This is a genomic window from Klebsiella sp. JN_Kp126, assembly GCF_033843325.1.
GTDB lineage: Bacteria > Pseudomonadota > Gammaproteobacteria > Enterobacterales > Enterobacteriaceae > Klebsiella > Klebsiella michiganensis.
Map to the genome: position 1 here is coordinate 76,531 of NZ_JAWXQV010000051.1, position 15,213 is coordinate 91,743.

Sequence of the window (15,213 nt, forward strand, 5' to 3'; positions counted from 1 at the left end):
GTAGCAGATGGCTAAGCAACCGGGATTAGATTTTCAAAGTGCCAAAGGTGGGATTGGCGAACTGAAGCGCAGACTGTTGTTTGTAATCGGTGCGTTGATTGTGTTCCGTATTGGCTCTTTTATTCCGATCCCTGGTATTGATGCCGCTGTACTTGCCAAACTGCTTGAGCAACAGCGAGGCACCATCATTGAAATGTTCAACATGTTCTCTGGTGGTGCTCTCAGCCGTGCTTCTATCTTTGCGTTGGGTATCATGCCGTATATTTCGGCATCGATCATTGTCCAGCTGCTGACGGTTGTTTATCAGCCGTTAGCGGAGCTGAAGAAAGAAGGGGAGTCTGGTCGTCGTAAGATCAGCCAGTACACCCGCTACGGTACTCTGGTGCTGGCGATATTCCAGTCGATCGGTATTGCTACCGGTCTGCCGAATATGCCTGGTATGCAGGGCCTGGTGATTAATCCAGGCTTTGCATTCTATTTCACCGCTGTTGTTAGTCTGGTCTCAGGAACGATGTTCCTGATGTGGCTCGGCGAACAGATTACTGAGCGCGGTATCGGAAACGGTATCTCAATCATTATCTTCGCCGGTATCGTTGCGGGTCTCCCGCCGGCCATCGCCCATACTATCGAGCAAGCGCGTCAAGGCGACCTGCACTTCCTCCTGTTGCTGTTGGTTGCAGTATTAGTATTTGCAGTGACCTTCTTTGTTGTCTTTGTAGAGCGTGGTCAACGCCGAATTGTGGTAAACTACGCTAAACGTCAACAGGGTCGTCGTGTCTATGCTGCACAGAGCACACATTTACCGCTGAAAGTGAATATGGCAGGGGTTATCCCGGCAATCTTCGCTTCCAGTATTATTCTGTTCCCGGCTACCATTACATCATGGTTCGGGGGCGGTACTGGTTGGAACTGGCTGACAACAATTTCGCTGTATTTGCAGCCTGGGCAACCGCTTTATGTGTTACTCTATGCGTCTGCAATCATCTTCTTCTGTTTCTTCTACACGGCGTTGGTTTTCAACCCGCGTGAAACAGCAGATAACCTGAAGAAGTCCGGTGCATTTGTACCAGGAATTCGTCCGGGAGAGCAAACGGCGAAGTATATCGATAAAGTAATGACTCGCCTGACTTTGGTCGGTGCGTTATACATCACTTTTATCTGCCTGATCCCGGAGTTCATGCGTGATGCAATGAAAGTACCGTTCTACTTTGGTGGGACCTCACTGCTTATCGTTGTTGTCGTGATTATGGACTTTATGGCTCAAGTGCAAACTCTGATGATGTCGAGTCAGTACGAGTCTGCATTGAAGAAGGCGAACCTGAAAGGCTACGGCCGCTAACAGGTCGCTCGAGAAGTTACGGAGAGTAAAAATGAAAGTTCGTGCTTCCGTCAAGAAATTATGCCGTAACTGCAAAATCGTTAAGCGTGATGGCGTCATCCGCGTGATTTGCAGTGCCGAGCCGAAGCATAAACAGCGCCAAGGCTGATTTATTCGCATATTTTTCTTGCAAAGTTGGGTTGAGCTGGCTAGATTAGCCAGCCAATCTTTTGTATGTCTGTACGTTTCCATTTGAGTATCCTGAAAACGGGCTTTTCAGCATGGTGCGTACATATTAAATAGTAGGAGTGCATAGTGGCCCGTATAGCAGGCATTAACATTCCTGATCACAAACATACCGTAATCGCATTAACTGCTATTTTCGGTATCGGCAAGACCCGCTCTAAAGCCATCTGTGCTGACACGGGTATCGCTGAAAATGTTAAGATCAGTGAGCTGTCTGAAGAACAAATTGAATCCCTGCGTGAAGCGGTTGGTAAATTTGTCGTTGAAGGTGATCTGCGCCGTGAAATCACCCTGAGCATCAAGCGTCTGATGGACCTTGGTTGCTATCGTGGTTTACGCCATCGTCGTGGTCTTCCGGTTCGCGGTCAGCGTACTAAGACCAACGCACGTACCCGTAAGGGTCCGCGTAAACCGATCAAGAAATAGTCGGGGTGATTGAATAATGGCAAAGGCACCAGTTCGTGCACGTAAGCGTGTAAGAAAACAAGTCTCTGATGGCGTGGCTCATGTCCATGCTTCTTTTAACAACACCATCGTTACCATTACCGATCGTCAGGGTAACGCGCTGGGTTGGGCAACAGCCGGTGGTTCCGGTTTCCGTGGTTCTCGCAAATCCACTCCGTTTGCAGCTCAGGTTGCAGCAGAGCGTTGCGCTGAAGCCGTAAAAGAATACGGCATCAAGAATCTGGAAGTTATGGTCAAAGGTCCGGGTCCAGGTCGCGAATCTACTATTCGTGCACTGAACGCCGCTGGTTTCCGCATCACTAATATTACTGATGTGACTCCGATCCCTCATAACGGTTGTCGTCCGCCGAAAAAACGTCGCGTATAACGCGTTCGTTTCTAGGATTGTTGGAGAAAGAAAATGGCAAGATATTTGGGTCCTAAGCTCAAGCTGAGCCGTCGTGAGGGCACAGACCTGTTCCTTAAGTCTGGCGTTCGCGCGATCGATACCAAGTGTAAAATTGAACAAGCTCCTGGCCAGCACGGTGCGCGTAAACCGCGTCTGTCTGACTATGGTGTGCAGTTGCGTGAAAAGCAAAAAGTTCGCCGTATGTACGGTGTGCTGGAGCGTCAGTTCCGTAACTACTATAAAGAAGCAGCGCGTCTGAAAGGCAACACCGGTGAAAACCTGTTGACTCTGCTGGAAGGTCGTCTGGACAACGTTGTATACCGTATGGGCTTCGGCGCGACTCGTGCTGAATCACGTCAGCTGGTTAGCCACAAAGCTATCATGGTAAACGGTCGTGTTGTTAACATCGCTTCTTATCAGGTTAAAGCGAATGACGTTGTCAGCATTCGTGAGAAAGCGAAAAAGCAATCTCGCGTGAAAGCCGCTCTGGAGCTGGCTGAGCAGCGTGAAAAGCCAACCTGGCTGGAAGTTGATGCTGGCAAGATGGAAGGTACGTTCAAGCGTCAGCCGGAACGTTCTGATCTGTCTGCGGACATTAACGAACACCTGATCGTCGAGCTTTACTCCAAGTAAAGCTTAGTACCAAAGAGAGGACACAATGCAGGGTTCTGTGACAGAGTTTCTAAAACCGCGCCTGGTCGATATCGAGCAAGTGAGTTCGACGCACGCCAAGGTGACCCTTGAACCTTTAGAGCGTGGCTTTGGCCATACTCTTGGTAACGCACTGCGCCGTATTCTGCTCTCATCGATGCCGGGTTGCGCGGTGACCGAGGTTGAGATTGATGGTGTACTTCATGAGTACAGCACCAAAGAAGGCGTTCAGGAAGATATCCTTGAAATCCTGCTCAACCTGAAAGGGCTGGCGGTGAGAGTTCAGGGTAAAGATGAAGTTATCCTTACTTTGAACAAATCTGGCATTGGCCCTGTGACCGCAGCCGACATTACCCATGACGGTGATGTCGAAATCGTCAAGCCGCAACATGTGATCTGCCACCTGACCGATGAGAACGCAGCTATTAGCATGCGTATCAAAGTTCAGCGCGGTCGCGGTTATGTGCCGGCTTCTGCCCGAATTCATTCGGAAGAAGATGAGCGCCCAATCGGCCGTCTGCTGGTCGACGCATGCTACAGCCCTGTAGAGCGTATTGCCTACAATGTTGAAGCAGCGCGTGTAGAACAGCGTACCGACCTGGACAAGCTGGTCATCGAAATGGAAACCAACGGCACAATCGATCCTGAAGAGGCGATTCGTCGTGCGGCAACCATCCTGGCAGAACAACTGGAAGCTTTCGTTGATTTACGTGATGTACGTCAGCCGGAAGTGAAAGAAGAGAAACCAGAATTCGATCCGATCCTGCTGCGCCCTGTTGACGATCTCGAATTGACTGTCCGCTCTGCTAACTGCCTTAAGGCAGAAGCTATCCACTATATCGGTGATCTGGTACAGCGTACCGAGGTTGAGTTGCTGAAAACGCCGAACCTGGGTAAAAAATCTCTTACTGAGATTAAAGACGTGCTGGCTTCACGTGGTTTGTCTCTGGGCATGCGCCTGGAAAACTGGCCACCGGCAAGCATTGCTGACGAGTAACCGGATCACAGGTTAAGGTTTTACTGAGAAGGATAAGGTCATGCGCCATCGTAAGAGTGGTCGTCAACTGAACCGCAACAGCAGCCATCGCCAGGCTATGTTCCGTAACATGGCTGGTTCGCTGGTTCGTCATGAAATCATCAAGACGACCCTGCCGAAAGCGAAAGAACTGCGTCGCGTAGTTGAGCCGCTGATTACTCTTGCCAAGACTGATAGCGTTGCTAATCGTCGTCTGGCATTCGCCCGTACTCGTGATAACGAGATCGTGGCAAAACTGTTTAACGAGCTGGGCCCGCGTTTCGCGAGCCGCGCCGGTGGTTACACTCGTATTCTGAAGTGTGGCTTCCGTGCAGGCGACAACGCGCCGATGGCATACATCGAGCTGGTTGATCGCTCTGAATCGAAAGCAGAAGCTGCTGCAGAGTAATCTGTAGTAACGTAAAAAAACCCGCTCCGGCGGGTTTTTTTATATCCTCCCTATTCCTGCTTGTTTACAATATCTGCATTATTTTTGTTCATCCCCGGAGCCTTATGATGTGGTTACTGGATCAGTGGGCAGAACGCCATATTCTTGATGCACAGCACAAAGGTGAGTTTGATAACCTGCCGGGAAGTGGGGAGCCACTGACTCTGGACGATGACTCGCATGTGCCGCCTGAGCTACGCGCAGGCTATCGATTACTCAAGAATGCGGGTTGTTTACCTCCCGAACTTGAGCATCGTAAAGAAGCCGTGATGCTCAATGACTTACTTAAAGGCGTTCAGGAGCGCGATCCCCGCTATGCTGAGCTGAGCCGTCGTCTGGCGCTGCTCGAGTTAAAGCTGCGGCAGGCGGGCTTGAACACTGACTTTCTGCGTGGGGATTACGCGGATAAGTTGCTGCAAAAGATTAATGAGGAGTAATCATGTACCGCATAGGTGAACTGGCTAAATTGGCTGACGTTACTCCCGATACCATCCGCTATTATGAAAAACAGCAGATGATGGATCATAACGTGCGCACTGAAGGTGGATTTCGTCTCTATTCGGATAACGATCTACAGAGGCTGCGTTTTATTCGCTATGCCAGGCAGCTTGGTTTTACGCTGGAATCGATCCGCGAACTTCTCTCGATCCGCATCGATCCGGAACATCATACCTGTCAGGAATCTAAAGGCATTGTGCAGGCTCGTTTAAGTGAAGTGGAATCCCGGATTAAAGAGTTACAAGCCATGCGTCGTTCTTTGCAGCGCCTCAATGATGCTTGCTGCGGCACAGCGCACAGCAGCGTCTATTGCTCAATTCTTGAAGCACTGGAACAGGGCGCCAGCAGTCATAATCCAGCACGTTGATTTTTTCATCAGACGCGTCTACACTCACGCCGATTTCTTTTACATATCTGGAGAGCTTATGAGCCGCTATCAGCATACTAAAGGGCAAATAAAAGATAACGCCCTTGAGGCACTACTTCATGACCCGTTATTCAGGCAGCGAGTTGAAAAGAACAAGAAAGGGAAAGGCAGCTATCAAAGAAAAGAAAAACATGCAGGACAGAATGGTCGGGAGGCCAGTGGCAAGAAAGTAAATGACTTTTTTACCACTGGTCTTCTGCTTTTAAGGCTTCTTAAGAACGATTGTTTTGTTCTTTCAGCAGGTCACGAATTTCGCTAAGCAGGACTTCTTCTTTGGTTGGCGCCGGTGGTGCTGCCGGGGCCTCTTCCTTTTTCCTGTTCAGTTTATTCATCAGTTTGATTGCCATAAAAATAGCAAACGCCACGATAATAAAATCGAACACGTTCTGAATGAATACGCCGTAATGCATGACGACCGCCGGGATGTCGCCCTGGGCATCCCGTAGCGTCACGGCAAACTGTTTAAAGTCGATTCCGCCAATGAGTAAGCCTAGCGGCGGCATAATAATATCGGCAACTAACGACGATACGATTTTACCAAATGCTGCACCAATGATGACACCGACTGCCAAATCAACCACATTCCCGCGCATCGCAAATTCGCGAAATTCTTTTAAAAAACTCATTTTATTCTCCTTGAGCCAGCTGACACTGATAAGTTTAACAAATGTATTACTATTTTCCATTACCACGAAATAATTGCAGAAAAATATTATCCTTTGATATATAAGGGATAAAAGAAAGGCGTCTTGTCGACGCCTGCGAACTACAAAAAGAAAGGACTTGGCTGGAATAGTCTTTCGACGTCAGAGATGAATTTTTTGTCAGTCAGGAACATAACGACATGATCCCCTTGCTCAATACGCAGATTGTTATTCGCTATCATTACATCATTACCGCGTACAACGGCGCCAATAATTGTTCCGGGGGGAAGCTTAATCTCATCGATAGCGCGTCCAACCACCCGTGAAGTACTTTCATCTCCGTGCGCGACAGCTTCAATAGCCTCTGCGACACCGCGGCGTAGGGAGGAAACGCCGACAATATCGGCTTTACGCACATGGCTGAGCAGCGCAGAGATGGTTGCCTGCTGCGGTGATATTGCAATGTCGATCACGCTCCCCTGAACAAGATCGACGTAGGCACGACGCTGGATCAGCACCATCACCTTTTTTGCCCCCATGCGCTTTGCGAGCATGGCAGACATAATATTGGCTTCGTCATCGTTGGTGACGGCAATGAAAAGATCGACTTGATCGATATGTTCCTCAGCCAGCAATTCTTGATCTGAAGCATCGCCGTAGAAGACGATCGTATTTTGCAGCTTTTCTGCAAGCTCTGCGGCACGCTGCTGATTACGTTCAATCAGTTTGACGCTGTAATCTTTCTCCAGCTTATGGGCGAGCCCGGCGCCAATGTTTCCGCCGCCAACCAGCATGATGCGCTTATACGGCTTTTCGAGGCGCTGGAGTTCGCTCATGACGGCGCGAATATGCTGCGAAGCGGCGATGAAAAACACTTCATCACCGGCTTCGACAATGGTTGAACCTTGTGGCCTGATGGGGCGATCGTGGCGGAAGATAGCGGCTACGCGTGTGTCAATATGCGGCATATGTTCGCGCATAGTTGAAAGTGCGTTTCCCACTAAAGGACCGCCATAATAGGCTTTAACGACTGCGAGGCTTACTTTTCCTTCGGCAAAATTGACAACCTGCAGCGCGCCTGGATACTCAATCAGGCGGTGAATGCTGTCAATGACCAGTTGCTCTGGCGCGATGAGGTGGTCAATAGGAACCGCTTCTGAGTGGAAAAGTTTATCGGCATCACGCACATAATCCGGGGAGCGGATGCGAGCAATACGGTTTGGGGTATTAAACAGCGAATAGGCGACCTGGCAGGCCACCATATTCGTTTCATCTGAGCTGGTCACTGCGACCAGCATATCAGCGTCATCCGCACCCGCCTCACGCAGCACGCGTGGATGCGAGCCGTGGCCCTGAACCACTCTGAGATCAAATTTGTCCTGAAGACTGCGAAGGCGGTCGCCATTCGTGTCTACCAGCGTAATATCGTTGTTCTCTCCGACAAGGTTTTCTGCCAGAGTTCCACCGACCTGCCCTGCGCCCAATATGATAATTTTCATCAGTCGCGACTCGTTATCTCATTACTTTTTGATTAGCTTAGCGTAAAAGAAGCCGTCACCTTCTTCAGCACCTGGCAAATTTTGCTGGCCCGGCAAATCTGCGCTGCCGGTTTCGCTGAGAACCGCATCCGCAGTACGCTGCAGGAAGGCTTTAATTTGCTGGCTGTTCTCTTCCGGCAATACCGAACACGTTGCGTAAACCAGAGTCCCACCAGTTTTCAAATGCGGCCATACGGCATCCAGAATTTCAGACTGCAGCTGGGCCAGTTCCGCGATATCACGATCCCGGCGCAGCCACTTGATATCCGGATGACGGCGAATGACGCCGGTGGCGGAACAAGGGGCGTCCAGCAGAATACGATCGAACTGCTGCTCTCCACACCATTGGGCTGGATAACGGCCATCACCTTGTTTAACGGTGGCCTTCATGCCCAGACGCTTCAGGTTGTCATAGACGCGGGAGAGTCGCTGCTCATCAACATCGACGGCCAGCACCTGTGCTTCGGGCGCCGCTTCGAGAATATGCGTGGTTTTACCCCCCGGTGCCGCGCACAGATCCAGAATTTGCTCGCCGTTTTTTGGATCAAGAAATGTGATGCAGCCCTGAGCGGAGGCATCCTGAACGGTAACCCAACCCTCTTCAAACCCCGGCAATGCGTGGACCGGCACCGGTGTTTCCATGCGCACAGCGTCAGGGTAAGCAGGATGAGTAAAACCTTTCATTCCCGCCTCTTCCAGCAGTGCCAGCCAGCTATCGCGCGGATGGTGGACACGGTTTACGCGCAACCACATTGGCGGGCGCTGGTTGTTCGCTTCCACGATCGCTTCCCACTGTGCTGGATAGGCTTTCTGCAGACGTTTCAACAACCAGGACGGATGTAAAAAGCGAATTTCGCTACGAGAAAATTCAGATAACAGTTCTTCCTGCTGGCGCTGAAACTGGCGCAATACGCCGTTAATCAACCCTTTGAGCTGCGGGCGCTTAATCGCTACTGCGCCTTCAACCGTTTCCGCCAATGCAGCATGAGGAGGAATCCGTGTGTACAGCAGTTGGTAAATGCCGACCATAATGAGGTAGTGCACAACACGCTGTTTACCCGTCATCGGCCGGGACATGAGCTTGCCGATCAGCCAATCTAACTGGGAAAGGGTACGTAGCACGCCAAAGCAGAGTTCCTGAAGCAGCGCTTTGTCTTTATCGGATACTTTTTGTTGCAGCGGGGGCAGAACGTTGCTCAGGGATTGCCCTTTTTCGAGAACCTGTTCAACGGCCTGCGCTGCCAGGCTGCGTAAATTGAGTTGTTTTTTCATAAGCACAAAATAAAAATGCCCGGCAACACCGGGCGTATTAAGAAGGGCGCGTCAGACCAGACGGTTGCCAGGAGCGAACCATTCCCGCCGCGAGTTTAATAGATCCTGAGCACTCATTGCTTTTTTCCCGGCAGGCTGTAGCGAGAGTAAATTCAGCACGCCGTCGCTGGTCGCCACCTGAATCCCCTGTTTTGTCGCTTCAATGATGGTCCCCGGTTCGGCTGTAGTGGCCACATCGATAACCGACGCCTGCCAGACTTTTACCGGCTGGCCATCAATTTCTATCCAGCTCATTGGCCACGGGTTAAAGGCGCGAATGCAGCGTTCTAACTGAGCGGCTGGAAGAGACCAGTCGATACGCGCTTCTTCTTTGCTGAGTTTTTGCGCATGGGTAACCAGCGCTTCATCCTGTACAACCGGTTTCGCGGTACCTGCAGCAAGCTGCTTGAGGGTTTCGATCAGCCCCTGCGGCCCCAGGTTAGCCAGCTTGTCGTACAGCGTTCCGCTGGTGTCTTCGGCCGTGATTGGGCACGCAAGTTTATAGAGCATATCACCCGTATCGAGACCGACATCCATCTGCATGATGGTGACACCGGTCTCGGTATCGCCAGCCCACAGCGAACGCTGAATGGGCGCCGCGCCGCGCCAGCGCGGAAGCAACGAACCGTGAACGTTAATGCAGCCCAGGCGCGGCATATCCAGCACGGCTTTTGGTAGAAGGAGCCCATAGGCTACGACGACCATGACGTCTGCACGCAGATCGGAGACGAGCTGCTGATTTTCCTGCGGACGTAGTGAAGCTGGCTGGAATACCGGTATGCCTTTTTCTTCAGCAAGAACTTTCACCGGGCTGGGCATGAGTTTTTTACCACGACCTGCCGGACGGTCCGGTTGGGTGAAGACGCCAACAACGTTGTGTCCAGAGGACAGCAGCGCGTCGAGATGACGTGCTGCAAAGTCAGGGGTGCCGGCAAAAATAATACGTAGTGAGTCTGACACGTTTATTCTCGTCCTTAAGCTCGAGCATTCAGACGGTCAAGTTTCTCAACTTTTTGACGAATGCGTTGTTGCTTGAGCGGTGACAGGTAATCAATGAACAGCTTACCGACGAGGTGATCCATCTCGTGCTGAATGCAGATGGCCAGCAGACCGTCGGCTTCAAGCTCAAAAGGTTTGCCTTCGCGATCGAGCGCGCGGATTTTCACTTTTTCTGCACGCGGCACTAAAGCACGCTGTTCAGGAATAGAGAGGCAGCCCTCTTCAATGCCTGTTTCTCCGCTTTTTTCCAGCAGCTCAGGGTTAATTAATACCAGCTGCTCTTCACGATTTTCTGATACATCAATAACAATAATTCGCTGGTGAATATCCACCTGCGTTGCGGCCAGACCGATACCTTCTTCAGCATACATCGTCTCGAACATATCATCGACGATACGCTGAATTTCTGCATTTACTTCTTCTACCGGCTTTGCGACTTTGCGAAGGCGCTCGTCCGGAATATGTAACACTTGCAAAACTGACATAGTTATCCAGAGTTGTGTTCAGGAGTTGGAAAGATTATTACCTCTATTCTAGACAAAACCCCCTGCAATTGACAGTCTCGCTGTCCAATCGCAAAGATTGTTAAAGTCGCTTGTGGCAGGGGGATAGGGATGACGCCCAGGGAAATTTGGTTACGTTTGATGAGGGTGAGCAGCCTGTATGGCGAGAGTGCTATCAGTGCCGCCCGTCAGCTATGTGCATCTGCGACGTTAGGTCGAGAAGATTTGCGAGCCTGTGGCTTGAGCCTGGCGCAATCGAAGCATTTCCTCAGCGTTAACCAATGCGAGATAGATGCCACGCTGCAATGGCTGGAGCGACCAAATTGCTATCTACTGACTGCCGAAGATCCGCTTTACCCACCCCAGCTGCGGGCGATTGTCGACTTTCCTTGCGCTCTTTTAGTATGTGGAGACCCTGCGCTACTGAGCAGCCGGCAGCTGTCCGTCATTGGGAGCCGGGCGCATTCATGGTATGGCGCTCGTTGGGGGAAACTCTTTAGCGAAGCTTTAGCACGTTATGGTATTACGATCACGAGCGGCCTGGCCCTTGGCATTGATGGAATTGCTCATCGTGGTGCGCTGGAAGGGAAAGGTAAAACGGTTGCTGTTTTAGGGAATGGCTTAAGAGAGATCTATCCTCGCCGTCATCAGGCGCTAGCGGAACAGATTACAAACAGCTGCGGCGCCATCATTTCGGAGTTTCCGCTGTTTACCCCGCCCCTGCCGGGCAACTTTCCTCGCCGTAACCGGATTATCAGTGGGCTAAGTGCCGGCGTGTTGGTTATTGAGGCGGCCCTGAAAAGCGGCTCATTAGTGACGGTTCGTTATGCTCTGGAGCAGGGAAGGGATGTGTTTGCCCTGCCAGGGCCGATTGGCAGCCCGGGTTCAGAAGGTCCCCACTGGCTTATCAAGCAGGGCGCGATTCCCGTGACAGCCCCGGAAGACATCGTCGAATACTGGCGGGATGAGCTGCCATATGTTCTTCCTGAACCAGATGACGCAAATAATTGCGGTAATCGGCCTTCTGTAGCATTGCCATTTCCAGAGCTCCTGGCTAACGTAGGAGATGAGGTAACACCTGTTGACGTTGTCGCTGAACGTGCCGGCCAATCTGTGCCAGTAACCGTAGCCCAGCTACTAGAACTGGAGTTAGCAGGCTGGATCGCAGCTGTACCCGGCGGCTATGTCCGATTAAGGAGGGCAAGCCATGTTCGACGTACTGATGTATCTGTTTGAAACTTACATCCATAACGAAGCAGAAATGCGCGTGGATCAGGACAAGCTGACTCGGGATCTGACCGATGCCGGTTTTGAACGAGAAGATATCTATAACGCCCTGATGTGGCTGGAGAAACTGGCTGATTACCAGGAGGGGCTTGTTGCGCCAATGCAGCTTGCTTCTGACCCACTCTCGTTACGAGTCTACACCGACGAGGAGTGCCTGCGTCTTGATGCAAGCTGCCGGGGATTCTTATTATTCCTTGAGCAAATTCAGGTGTTGAACCTCGAAACACGGGAAATGGTGATTGAGCGTGTACTGGCGCTGGATACGGCAGAGTTCGATCTGGAAGATCTCAAATGGGTGATCCTGATGGTGCTGTTCAATATTCCCGGTTGCGAAAATGCCTACCAGCAAATGGAAGAATTACTCTTTGAAGTAAATGAAGGTATGCTGCACTAACTTTTTTGCTGCGACATTAGAATTGTTATGACCAAAACAGCGCTGTTCTCGGTGCGTAAAAACGAACCCTGCCCGCAGTGTGGGGCTGAACTGGTAATACGCTCCGGGAAACACGGGCCTTTTCTCGGCTGCTCGCATTATCCTGACTGTGACTATGTCCGGCCCCTGAAAAATCAGGCGGACGGACATATTGTCAAAGTTCTGGAGGGGCAAACGTGCCCGTCTTGCGGCGCAGTGCTGGTACTACGCCAGGGGCGTTTTGGTATGTTTATCGGTTGTAGCAGCTATCCAAATTGCGAACATACTGAACTTATCGATAAGCCGGATGAAACCGCAATTGCCTGCCCACAGTGCGGGCAAGGGCATTTGGTTCAGCGCCGCTCACGTTTTGGAAAAAACTTCCATTCCTGCGATCGTTACCCCGATTGCCAGTTCGTCATAAACTTCAGGCCAGTGGCGGGCGAGTGTCCAGAGTGTCATTACCCGTTGCTAATCGAAAAGAAAACGGCGCAGGGCGTTAAACGCTTCTGTGCCAGCAAACAATGTGGAAAGCCGATACCGGCGGAATAAATCTGTGAATAATAACCTGCCCTCAGAAGCCATCGTACGTGCTGTGGCGCTTCTGAATAATGAACATGTCATCGCCTATCCAACAGAAGCCGTTTTTGGCGTCGGTTGCGATCCCGATAGCGAAAAGGCCGTCATGAGCCTGCTTGCACTTAAACAGCGTCCCGTTGAAAAGGGGCTGATCCTGATTGCGGCGAACTTCGAGCAACTCAAACCCTATATTGACGATACGCAACTTAGCGATGAGCAGCTGGAGACGATTTTTTCTTGCTGGCCAGGGCCTGTGACATTTGTCTTCCCCGCTTGCGCTTCAACGCCGCGTTGGTTGACGGGGCGCTTCAATTCACTGGCTGTGCGAGTCACGGATCATCCGCTGGTGGTCGAACTGTGTAATGCTTACGGAAAACCGCTGGTTTCAACCAGCGCAAATTTGTCTGGCCAGCCTCCTTGCCGCACGACGGCAGAAGTTTATGCGCAGTTTGGCGCTGATTTCCCGGTCGTTGACGGGGCTACGGGAGGGCGTCAAAACCCATCTGAAATACGTGATGCCTTGACGGGCGAACTCTTCCGCCAGGGGTAACTCATGGAAACTTATGCCGTCTTCGGACACCCTATTGCCCATAGCAAGTCGCCATCTATTCATCGGCTTTTTGCCCAGCAGTTGCAAATTACGCATCCCTATGGCCGTATCCTGGCTCCGCTCGATGATTTCGTTACGACTCTCGATACCTTCTTTAATGAAGGCGGTAAGGGAGCGAACGTCACCGTGCCTTTTAAAGAAGAGGCCTTCGCGCGAGCAGATGAGCTAACCGAACGCGCAGCGCTGGCCGGTGCGGTCAATACGCTTAAACGGTTGGAGGATGGCCGCCTGCTGGGGGACAATACCGATGGTATTGGACTACTGAGCGATCTGGAACGGCTGGGTTTTATTAAACCAGGATTCCGGGTATTGCTTATTGGCGCAGGTGGGGCTTCACGCGGCGTTTTGCTTCCTCTCCTGTCGCTGGATTGTGCCGTGACTATTGTTAATCGTACCTATTCTCGCGCCCATGAACTGGCTACGCTTTTTGCTCATACCGGCAGCGTCCGCGCTTTGGATATAGAAGCATTAGGCGGTCAGGAATTTGATCTCATTATTAATGCGACATCCAGCGGTATTGACGGCGGTGTTCCCGCGATCCCTGTTACCTTAATAAATCCCCATGTCTGTTGTTACGACATGTTTTACCAGAAAGGTAGTACGCCATTTTTATCCTTATGCCAGCAACACGGTGCGACAAAATGCGCTGATGGGTTGGGAATGCTGGTGGCGCAGGCTGCTCATGCGGTGCTGTTGTGGCACGGCGTTCTGCCAGAAATTACGCCAGTCATTGCGGCTTTGCAGAAGGAACTGAATGCATGAACCAGGCAATTCAGTTTCCAGACAGAGAGGTATGGGATGAAGCGCGTCAATGTATCGCTTTTCCTGCATTAGTTAACGGCATGCAGCTTACCTGCGCCTTAACGCTAACGGTGCTCAAGAAGCGTTTTGGCGGTGAAGAGCCGGCGCAATGGCTGGCCGCTTTTCGTGAACATCGCTGGGATCTGGAAGATGAAGCCCAGGATCTCATTCTCGACCAGCAAGAAGATGCTCAAGGTTGGATCTGGTTTTCCTGAGCCAGGTAATCACCTTTCCACTTTACATAGTTGTTCGCTGAATATTGTAGCCCGGCAATTTCCGCCTCTGTCAGGGGGCGTATCTGTTTTACCGGGTTACCAAAGTAAAGATAGCCACTCTTGAGACGTTTGTTCTGAGGCACCAGACTGCCAGCCCCAATCATTATATCGTCTTCAACAATCACGCCATCCAACAAAATCGAACCCATACCGACCAGGACCCGGTTACCAATAGTGCAGCCGTGTAGCATCACCTTATGACCGACGGTAACATCATCGCCAATGATAAGTGGATTGCCGTGTGGATTAGATGAAGACTTATGCGTGACATGTAAGACGCTACCGTCCTGAATGTTAGTGCGGGCGCCTATTTCCACATAGTTCACATCACCGCGAATGGCGACCAGAGGCCAGATACTGACATCGTCAGCTATTCTGACATCGCCGATCACCACGCTGCTGCTGTCGATCATCACGCGTAGGCCCGTTTTAGGGAATAAATCTTTATAACGACGCAAGCTGGTGGTCATGGTTACCTCAATAAAAGAAGGGAGTGCAGAGACTTTGGTTGCTTTTCTGGCCGTCTGCAACCCCTTATTGTGGTAAAAATTGAGCAAATTGAGCAAGAACGCCGCGAAGCGGCTGAAAAAACATCATTTGGAAAAAAAGATCGAAAAAAGGCTTGTGCAAAAAAATGGGATCCCTATAATGCGCTCCCACTGACACGGCAGATGTGAATCACTTCACAAACAACCGGGTCGGTTGAAGAGAAAAAATCCTGAAATAACGGGTTGACTCTGAAAGAGGAAAGCGTAATATACGCCACCTCGCAACGGTGAGCGAAAGCCGCGTTGCACT

At 51.1% G+C, this 15,213-nt stretch carries 22 protein-coding genes; 16 read left to right on the top strand and 6 right to left on the bottom strand.

The window, feature by feature from the left end; all coding sequences use genetic code 11:
* Positions 1-7 precede the first annotated feature (7 nt).
* From secY to SIK97_RS10245, 10 genes are all read left to right on the top strand, one after another.
* A complete protein-coding gene (gene secY, locus SIK97_RS10200) occupies positions 8-1,339 on the top strand; it encodes a preprotein translocase subunit SecY (protein WP_004106334.1) in 1,332 nt (443 codons plus the stop codon).
* A gap of 31 nt (positions 1,340-1,370) precedes the next feature.
* A complete protein-coding gene (rpmJ, locus tag SIK97_RS10205; RefSeq protein ID WP_000868187.1) occupies positions 1,371-1,487 on the top strand; it encodes a 50S ribosomal protein L36 in 117 nt (38 codons plus the stop codon).
* Between the two features lie 146 nt (positions 1,488-1,633).
* Complete coding sequence (gene rpsM, locus SIK97_RS10210) at positions 1,634-1,990, top strand: 30S ribosomal protein S13 (RefSeq protein ID WP_004106333.1); 357 nt, start codon at positions 1,634-1,636, stop codon at positions 1,988-1,990.
* Positions 1,991-2,006: 16 nt separating this feature from the next.
* The gene (gene rpsK, locus SIK97_RS10215; RefSeq protein ID WP_004138423.1) at positions 2,007-2,396 is read left to right on the top strand and encodes a 30S ribosomal protein S11; all 390 of its coding nucleotides are present in this window, start codon (positions 2,007-2,009) and stop codon (positions 2,394-2,396) included.
* A gap of 33 nt (positions 2,397-2,429) precedes the next feature.
* The gene (gene rpsD, locus SIK97_RS10220; protein ID WP_004125897.1) at positions 2,430-3,050 is read left to right on the top strand and encodes a 30S ribosomal protein S4; all 621 of its coding nucleotides are present in this window, start codon (positions 2,430-2,432) and stop codon (positions 3,048-3,050) included.
* A 25-nt stretch (positions 3,051-3,075) separates the two neighbouring features.
* Positions 3,076-4,065, top strand: coding sequence for a DNA-directed RNA polymerase subunit alpha (locus tag SIK97_RS10225; RefSeq protein ID WP_002919219.1), 990 nt, complete (start codon positions 3,076-3,078; stop codon positions 4,063-4,065).
* Between the two features lie 40 nt (positions 4,066-4,105).
* The gene (rplQ, locus tag SIK97_RS10230) at positions 4,106-4,492 is read left to right on the top strand and encodes a 50S ribosomal protein L17 (RefSeq protein ID WP_001216372.1); all 387 of its coding nucleotides are present in this window, start codon (positions 4,106-4,108) and stop codon (positions 4,490-4,492) included.
* Positions 4,493-4,599: 107 nt separating this feature from the next.
* Positions 4,600-4,968: a DUF1992 domain-containing protein gene (locus SIK97_RS10235; RefSeq protein ID WP_032751525.1), complete on the top strand. Its 369-nt coding sequence runs from the start codon at positions 4,600-4,602 to the stop codon at positions 4,966-4,968.
* A gap of 2 nt (positions 4,969-4,970) precedes the next feature.
* The gene (gene zntR / locus SIK97_RS10240) at positions 4,971-5,396 is read left to right on the top strand and encodes a Zn(2+)-responsive transcriptional regulator (protein WP_014227035.1); all 426 of its coding nucleotides are present in this window, start codon (positions 4,971-4,973) and stop codon (positions 5,394-5,396) included.
* 58 nt (positions 5,397-5,454) lie between these two features.
* Entirely contained in the window at positions 5,455-5,715 is a 261-nt protein-coding gene (locus tag SIK97_RS10245) for an alternative ribosome-rescue factor A (protein ID WP_071846056.1), read from the top strand.
* Here the strand turns inward: SIK97_RS10245 and mscL are convergent.
* The 5 genes from mscL to def all read right to left on the bottom strand — a co-directional run bounded on the left by mscL (position 5,669) and on the right by def (position 10,433).
* Positions 5,669-6,082, bottom strand: coding sequence for a large-conductance mechanosensitive channel protein MscL (gene mscL / locus SIK97_RS10250; RefSeq protein ID WP_004106310.1), 414 nt, complete (start codon positions 6,080-6,082; stop codon positions 5,669-5,671). The genes SIK97_RS10245 and mscL overlap by 47 nt on opposite strands.
* Before the next feature lie 140 nt (positions 6,083-6,222).
* Entirely contained in the window at positions 6,223-7,599 is a 1,377-nt protein-coding gene (gene trkA, locus SIK97_RS10255; RefSeq protein WP_004125888.1) for a Trk system potassium transporter TrkA, read from the bottom strand.
* A gap of 21 nt (positions 7,600-7,620) precedes the next feature.
* On the bottom strand, positions 7,621-8,910 hold the full coding sequence (rsmB, locus tag SIK97_RS10260; protein ID WP_032751524.1) for a 16S rRNA (cytosine(967)-C(5))-methyltransferase RsmB: 1,290 nt from the start codon (positions 8,908-8,910) through the stop codon (positions 7,621-7,623).
* Positions 8,911-8,961: 51 nt separating this feature from the next.
* Complete coding sequence (gene fmt, locus SIK97_RS10265; protein WP_025107519.1) at positions 8,962-9,909, bottom strand: methionyl-tRNA formyltransferase; 948 nt, start codon at positions 9,907-9,909, stop codon at positions 8,962-8,964.
* A 14-nt stretch (positions 9,910-9,923) separates the two neighbouring features.
* Positions 9,924-10,433, bottom strand: coding sequence for a peptide deformylase (def, locus tag SIK97_RS10270; RefSeq protein WP_004854751.1), 510 nt, complete (start codon positions 10,431-10,433; stop codon positions 9,924-9,926).
* A 129-nt stretch (positions 10,434-10,562) separates the two neighbouring features.
* On the opposite strand from def, the gene dprA reads away from it, so the two are divergent.
* From dprA to SIK97_RS10300, 6 genes are read left to right on the top strand one after another with little or no spacing between them, the layout of a single operon-like run.
* Positions 10,563-11,687 carry a DNA-protecting protein DprA gene (gene dprA, locus SIK97_RS10275; RefSeq protein ID WP_014227031.1) on the top strand — a complete coding sequence of 375 codons (1,125 nt, stop codon included), beginning with the start codon at positions 10,563-10,565 and terminating at the stop codon, positions 11,685-11,687.
* A complete protein-coding gene (gene smg / locus SIK97_RS10280) occupies positions 11,659-12,132 on the top strand; it encodes a DUF494 family protein Smg (protein WP_025107517.1) in 474 nt (157 codons plus the stop codon). Before dprA ends, smg begins: the two co-directional genes overlap by 29 nt.
* A 27-nt stretch (positions 12,133-12,159) precedes the next feature.
* Complete coding sequence (locus SIK97_RS10285; RefSeq protein ID WP_071846057.1) at positions 12,160-12,702, top strand: type I DNA topoisomerase; 543 nt, start codon at positions 12,160-12,162, stop codon at positions 12,700-12,702.
* A gap of 4 nt (positions 12,703-12,706) precedes the next feature.
* Entirely contained in the window at positions 12,707-13,279 is a 573-nt protein-coding gene (gene tsaC / locus SIK97_RS10290; RefSeq protein ID WP_004854739.1) for an L-threonylcarbamoyladenylate synthase type 1 TsaC, read from the top strand.
* A 3-nt stretch (positions 13,280-13,282) separates the two neighbouring features.
* Positions 13,283-14,101: a shikimate dehydrogenase gene (gene aroE / locus SIK97_RS10295; RefSeq protein ID WP_014227028.1), complete on the top strand. Its 819-nt coding sequence runs from the start codon at positions 13,283-13,285 to the stop codon at positions 14,099-14,101.
* Positions 14,098-14,355: a DUF1488 domain-containing protein gene (locus SIK97_RS10300; RefSeq protein WP_014227027.1), complete on the top strand. Its 258-nt coding sequence runs from the start codon at positions 14,098-14,100 to the stop codon at positions 14,353-14,355. The genes aroE and SIK97_RS10300 overlap by 4 nt, the downstream gene beginning before the upstream one ends.
* Here the strand turns inward: SIK97_RS10300 and SIK97_RS10305 are convergent.
* On the bottom strand, positions 14,331-14,885 hold the full coding sequence (locus SIK97_RS10305) for a gamma carbonic anhydrase family protein (RefSeq protein ID WP_014839658.1): 555 nt from the start codon (positions 14,883-14,885) through the stop codon (positions 14,331-14,333). The genes SIK97_RS10300 and SIK97_RS10305 overlap by 25 nt on opposite strands.
* Positions 14,886-15,213 lie beyond the last annotated feature (328 nt).

What these genes read in the sequence shown, in the direction of transcription:
- secY (WP_004106334.1), top strand. Translation starts at nt 8, where the DNA reads ATGGCTAAGCAACCGGGATTAGATTTTCAAAGTGCCAAAGGTGGGATT.
- rpmJ (WP_000868187.1), top strand. Translation starts at nt 1,371, where the DNA reads ATGAAAGTTCGTGCTTCCGTCAAGAAATTATGCCGTAACTGCAAAATC.
- rpsK (WP_004138423.1), top strand. Translation starts at nt 2,007, where the DNA reads ATGGCAAAGGCACCAGTTCGTGCACGTAAGCGTGTAAGAAAACAAGTC.
- rpsD (WP_004125897.1), top strand. Translation starts at nt 2,430, where the DNA reads ATGGCAAGATATTTGGGTCCTAAGCTCAAGCTGAGCCGTCGTGAGGGC.
- SIK97_RS10225 (WP_002919219.1), top strand. Translation starts at nt 3,076, where the DNA reads ATGCAGGGTTCTGTGACAGAGTTTCTAAAACCGCGCCTGGTCGATATC.
- rplQ (WP_001216372.1), top strand. Translation starts at nt 4,106, where the DNA reads ATGCGCCATCGTAAGAGTGGTCGTCAACTGAACCGCAACAGCAGCCAT.
- SIK97_RS10235 (WP_032751525.1), top strand. Translation starts at nt 4,600, where the DNA reads ATGTGGTTACTGGATCAGTGGGCAGAACGCCATATTCTTGATGCACAG.
- zntR (WP_014227035.1), top strand. Translation starts at nt 4,971, where the DNA reads ATGTACCGCATAGGTGAACTGGCTAAATTGGCTGACGTTACTCCCGAT.
- SIK97_RS10245 (WP_071846056.1), top strand. Translation starts at nt 5,455, where the DNA reads ATGAGCCGCTATCAGCATACTAAAGGGCAAATAAAAGATAACGCCCTT.
- mscL (WP_004106310.1), bottom strand. Translation starts at nt 6,082, where the DNA reads ATGAGTTTTTTAAAAGAATTTCGCGAATTTGCGATGCGCGGGAATGTG.
- trkA (WP_004125888.1), bottom strand. Translation starts at nt 7,599, where the DNA reads ATGAAAATTATCATATTGGGCGCAGGGCAGGTCGGTGGAACTCTGGCA.
- rsmB (WP_032751524.1), bottom strand. Translation starts at nt 8,910, where the DNA reads ATGAAAAAACAACTCAATTTACGCAGCCTGGCAGCGCAGGCCGTTGAA.
- def (WP_004854751.1), bottom strand. Translation starts at nt 10,433, where the DNA reads ATGTCAGTTTTGCAAGTGTTACATATTCCGGACGAGCGCCTTCGCAAA.
- dprA (WP_014227031.1), top strand. Translation starts at nt 10,563, where the DNA reads ATGACGCCCAGGGAAATTTGGTTACGTTTGATGAGGGTGAGCAGCCTG.
- smg (WP_025107517.1), top strand. Translation starts at nt 11,659, where the DNA reads ATGTTCGACGTACTGATGTATCTGTTTGAAACTTACATCCATAACGAA.
- SIK97_RS10285 (WP_071846057.1), top strand. Translation starts at nt 12,160, where the DNA reads ATGACCAAAACAGCGCTGTTCTCGGTGCGTAAAAACGAACCCTGCCCG.
- aroE (WP_014227028.1), top strand. Translation starts at nt 13,283, where the DNA reads ATGGAAACTTATGCCGTCTTCGGACACCCTATTGCCCATAGCAAGTCG.
- SIK97_RS10300 (WP_014227027.1), top strand. Translation starts at nt 14,098, where the DNA reads ATGAACCAGGCAATTCAGTTTCCAGACAGAGAGGTATGGGATGAAGCG.
- SIK97_RS10305 (WP_014839658.1), bottom strand. Translation starts at nt 14,885, where the DNA reads ATGACCACCAGCTTGCGTCGTTATAAAGATTTATTCCCTAAAACGGGC.